The 4,990-nt window shown below is 69.1% G+C and carries 3 protein-coding genes and 1 pseudogene; all 4 read right to left on the bottom strand.

All coding sequences use genetic code 11. The features are described from left to right. On the bottom strand, positions 1-1,105 hold a 1,105-nt coding region (locus tag ACIKT0_RS12795), incomplete at its 3' end, for a DNA cytosine methyltransferase (RefSeq protein ID WP_407105710.1). 69 nt (positions 1,106-1,174) lie between these two features. After that, the gene (locus ACIKT0_RS12790) at positions 1,175-1,363 is read right to left on the bottom strand and encodes a YegP family protein (protein WP_183395974.1); all 189 of its coding nucleotides are present in this window, start codon (positions 1,361-1,363) and stop codon (positions 1,175-1,177) included. Positions 1,364-1,445: 82 nt separating this feature from the next. Continuing rightward, a complete protein-coding gene (locus tag ACIKT0_RS12785; RefSeq protein ID WP_407105709.1) occupies positions 1,446-4,700 on the bottom strand; it encodes an error-prone DNA polymerase in 3,255 nt (1,084 codons plus the stop codon). After that, a pseudogene (locus ACIKT0_RS12780) lies at positions 4,697-4,990 on the bottom strand (DNA polymerase Y family protein); the annotation flags it as partial. The gene ACIKT0_RS12785 and the pseudogene ACIKT0_RS12780, both read right to left, overlap by 4 nt.

The raw sequence follows: 4,990 nt of genomic DNA, 5'->3' as shown, positions 1-4,990 counted from the left end.
ATCCCGCGGCCTGCGCGGCGGCCTCGCCGCCGAGCAGCGGCTCCAGCAGCTCCGCGGCCAGAAAGCGCACGACCGGCGCCGCGACGCCGTCTCCGGCGAGCCGGTAGGCGTCGTTGTAGCTTGGCGGCAGGCGGTAGCTCTCCTCGAGACCCATCAGGCGCGCCGCCTCGCGCGGCGAGATCAGCCGGCTGCGGATGCGGTCGCCCTCGACGAGAAGCAGCGTCTGTCGGCTGGAGCCGCCGGCGGGCGTCCTGAGGCAGCCGGCGCGCCCGTCGAAACGCGCCTCCGCGCGCTGCGCCTTGACGCCGTTGCGGTCCGTTCGAATCCGCTTGTAGACCGCCCCGACCCGCCGCTCGCCGGAGGCCGCGATCGCTCTGATCCGTTCGCGGTGCAGCGGGGCCATCAGGGCGAGCAGCGCCTCGGTCTCCTCGGGCGCATGCCAGCGCACGCCCACAGGTTCATCTTCGATGAGGTCGGCGAGGCAGGGAACGTTGGCCCGGGGCGCAGAGAGGCGCCACCAGATCCAGCTTCTCATGGACTGCTCGTCAAGCACGGACCGGGCGGCGAGCAGGGCCTTGGGGTGCCAGAGCGGCGATGGGGCGGAGGCGGCGGTCTGCGGCGGCGGCGCGACGTCATCGGCGACCGCGAGGATGAACAGGCGCGGCCGCGACTGCGGCAGAAACAGCGCGGCGTCGATCACCATGGCGCCGAAACGGTAGCCTGCGGAGGCGAGGGCCGCGCCGATGGCCGCGAAATCCCTGCCGCCGCGCGACGTGAGCGTTCCGACGACGTTTTCGAGGATCAGCGTGCGCGGAGCCCGGCCTTCCGCCTTCAGCGCGAGGATCGCGTTCCAGAACCCCCAGAAGGCGCTCGATCGGCCGCCCGAAAGACCTGCGCCCGCGCCCGCAAGAGAGAGATCCTGGCAGGGGAAGGAACCCCAGGCGAGGTCGGCGCGCTCGGGCAGCATTGCGGGCGTGACGTCGTGGACGTCGCCGACCCAGAGGTCGTCGTCGCCCCAGTTCGCCCGGTAGGACGCGGCCTTCTTGGGGCTGAGGTCATTGGCGAACAGGCAGCGCCAGCCGGGGCCGAGCCCAGCCCGCGCCATGCCGCCGCCTGCGAAGAACTCGTAGAAGGTTGGGATCGCCGCCTCGCGCTCAGCAGGTCCGATGGCTCGTCAGGCGACCGCCGTCGTGGTGTCGTTCACCGGAGCCTCCGGGACGTTCTTCTTGATCGACTCGATCGCCTTCACCGCCGAGGCCTTGGCCACGTAGCCTTCGGAGACGAACATCGTCTCGCCGTTGGAGGCCTTGAAGCGAAACCGGTACTCGCCCTTGCTGTCCTTGTAGATCTCGAACTTGTACATCGACGTCCTCCCAAGTGGCGCGCCCGCTCGGGGAAGGACGCTAGAGCAAGTCTCGGCCACCCGCCAACGACCCTGCTCAAATTCAGTGGAAATCCCGCGATTTCGGCATGATGCGCACGTCGCGCGGGTGGATCCGCGGACGTGCCCCACGCTCCATCTGGGGGTGCAGGAACTCGTCGGCGTTGGAGAGCTGCGGCTTGAGCTCGCGCTCCGACAAGCGGCCGAATTCGCCGGAGCGGTCCACCAGGCTTTCCGCCACGAGGTGGACGACCCCCTCCGGACTGCGCTGCACCCGGCCCTCGATCAGCACCAACCGCGAGCCCATCACCTCCTTGCGGAAGCGCGCCATGATCGTGGGCCAGATCACGGCGTTGGCGATCCCGGTTTCGTCCGCGATGGTCATGAACACCACGCCCTTGGCGCTGCCGGGCTTCTGCCGCACCAGAACGACCCCGGCGGCCTTCAGCCGCCGACCGTCGCGCGCCGCGCGAACCTCGGCGCAGCTCACCGCGCCCTCGCCCGAGAACAGCGCGCGCAAGAACTGCATCGGATGGCCTTTGAGCGACAGCCGCATGGTCTGGTAGTCGGCCACGACATGCTCCGTCAGCGGCATGGCCGGCAGCGGCGCCGTCGTCTCGTTCGCATGGTCGGCGGCGTCGGCCGCCTCGAACAGCGGCAGCGCGACGTCGTCCGGCAGGCGGCGCACGTCCCACAGCGCGGCGCGGCGGTCGAGCTTCATCGAACGGAAGGCGTCGGCGTCGGCGAGTTTCACGAGCGCCGCCTTGGGCAACCGGGTCCGGCGGCGCAGCTCCTCGATCGAGGTGAAGAAGCCCGAACGGACCGCGACGAGCGCCTTCGCCCATTCCTGCCGAAACCCCTCGATCTGCCGGAAACCGAGGCGGATGCGCAGCGCGCCGTCGGGGCGTCTTTCGAGCGTGTTGTCCCAGAAGCTGACCGCGATATCCGCGCCCCGCACCTCGACGCCGTGCTCCCGGGCGTCGCGGACGATCTCGGCCGGAGCATAGAACCCCATGGGCTGCGCGTTCAGCAGCGCGCAGGCGAACGCCGCCGGATGGCGGCATTTGAGCCAGGAAGAGACATAGACGAGCTTGGCGAAGCTCGCCGCATGGCTCTCCGGAAAGCCGTATGAGCCAAACCCCTCGATCTGCTTGAAGCAGCGATTGGCGAATTCGGGATCATAGCCGCGCGCGATCATGCGGCCGACCATCTTGTCGCGAAACACGTCGACGCCGCCGCGGTTGCGGAAGGTCGCCATCGAGCGGCGCAGCGCATTGGCCTCCTCGCCGGAGAACTTCGCAGCCACCATCGCGATCCGCATGGCCTGCTCCTGGAACAGCGGCACGCCGAGCGTCTTCTCCAGCACCTTCTTAAGCTCGTCCTTCTCGCCATGTTCGGGCGCCGGACCGGGATAGACGATGCTCGCGGGGTCCTTGGCCCGTTGCGCGAGATAGGGATGCACCATGTCGCCCTGGATCGGGCCGGGCCGGACGATCGCGACCTCGATGACGAGGTCGTAGAACTGCTTCGGCCGCAGCCGCGGCAGCATGTTCATCTGCGCCCGGCTCTCGACCTGGAACACGCCGAGCGAGTCCGCGCGCGACAGCATCGCGTAGACCTCGTCATCCTGCTTCGGGACCGAGGCGAGCGACAGATCCTGCCCGTCATGCGCGCGGATCAGGTCGAAGGCCTTCCGGATGCAGGTCAGCATGCCGAGCGCCAACACGTCGACCTTCATGATCTTGAGCGCGTCGATGTCGTCCTTGTCCCACTCGATGAAGGAGCGGTCCGGCATCGCGGCGGGGCCGACGGGGACGATTTCGTCCAGCCGGTCCTGGGTCAGAACGAAGCCGCCGACATGCTGGGAAAGGTGCCGGGGAAAGCCGACCAGTTCGGAGGCGATCGCCACGGCGCGCTTGAGATACGGGTTCTGGGGATCGAGGCCCGCCTGGCGCACATGGACTTCGTCGAGGCCGGAGCCCCAGCTGCCCCAGACCGTGCCGGCGAGCGCGGCGGCGATGTCCTCGCTCAGCCCGAAAACCTTGCCGACCTCGCGGATGGCGCTGCGCGGCTTGTAGTGGATCACCGTCGCGGCCAGCGCGGCGCGATGCCGGCCGTAGCGCTCATAGATGTACTGGATGACCTCCTCGCGCCGCTCATGCTCGAAATCGACGTCGATGTCCGGCGGCTCGGAACGCTCCTTGGAAAGGAAGCGCTCGAACAGCACGTCGGTCTCCGCCGGATCGACGGCCGTGACGCCGAGCACGTAGCAGACGGCCGAGTTCGCGGCCGAGCCGCGACCCTGGCACAGGACGCCAATCGACTGCGCGAAGGCGACGATGTCGTGCACGGTCAGGAAATAATGCGCGTAGTTCTCGCGCTTGATGAAGGCGAGCTCCTTGGCGAGGAGTTTCTCCACCTTGCGTGGCGCGCCCTGCGGATAGAAGCGTTTCACGCCCTCGCGGACCAGATCCCGCAAATGGCCGTGCGGGGTTTTCCCGGCCGGGATGGGCTCGCTCGGGTAGTTGTATTTCAGGTCATCGAGACTGAAGACGATCCTCTCCGCATAGCGCAGCGTCTCCGCCACCGCCTCCGGCGCGTCGCGGAACAGGCGCTCCATCTCCGCGGCCGGCTTGAGGTGGCGTTCGGCGTTGGCTTCGAGGATGCGGCCGGCCGTCTCCAGCGTCAGGCCTTCGCGGATGCAGGTGACGACGTCCTGCAGCGCCCGGCGTTCAGGCGTGTGGTAGAGCGGCTCGTTGGTCGCGATCAGGGGGACGCCGCAGCGGTCGGCGAGACGCTTGAGCCGGTTCAGCCGACGCCCGTCATCGCCGCGCCGCGGCATCGTCGCGCCGAGCCACACCGTCTTGGGGAAAGCGCTCCGAAGCGCTTCGACGGCCGCTCTCGTCTCCGCGCCGGGATGCGGCGGCGGCATGACGATGGCGTTCAGCCCCTCCCCCCAATCAAGGAGGTCGGAGAGGCGCAGCAGGCACTCGCCCTTCTTCGCCCGCTGCTTGCCGATGGAGAGCAGCCGGCAGAGCCGTCCCCAGGCCCCCCGGTCATAAGGGTGGACCACGATGTCCGGCGAGCCGTCCTCGAAGACCAGACGCGCGCCGGGGAGCAGCTTCACCGGCCGCGGCAGATCGGGATTGGTCAGCGTCGTGTAAGCCCGCACCACGCCGGCCACCGTGTTGCAATCGGCGATGCCGATCGCCTCGATGCCGTAGAAGCTGGCGGCCGCCACATACTCCTCGGGCCGCGAACCGGCGCGCAGAAACGAGAAGGCGGTCATGGCCGCGAGCTCGGCGAAGCGGCCCGTCATGCGAACAGCCCATGCACGAACCAGCGCGGATGGCGGACCTCGCGGCCGAACAACCCGTCGCGGAACAGCCAGAAGCGGGCGCCGACGGAATCCTCCACGCGGAAATAGTCGCGGGTCAGCGGCGCTTCGTCGTCCCGCCACCATTCGAGCGCGATGCGTTCCGGCCCCTCGGCCCGCACCACATGGTGGGTCGCACGTCGCCAGACGAAGCGCAGCGGCGGCCCGTCCGGCACCTCCGCCAGCACCTCGACGGGCTCGGGCCGCGCGAACATCCGGAGCGGCCGGCGCGG

It is taken from the genome of Hansschlegelia beijingensis, from assembly GCF_045505405.1.
GTDB classification, from domain to species: Bacteria; Pseudomonadota; Alphaproteobacteria; order Rhizobiales; family Methylopilaceae; genus Methylopila; species Methylopila beijingensis_A.
The sequence above is the reverse complement of the archived record's forward strand: the minus strand, read 5'-3'. Positions and strand labels throughout refer to the sequence as shown.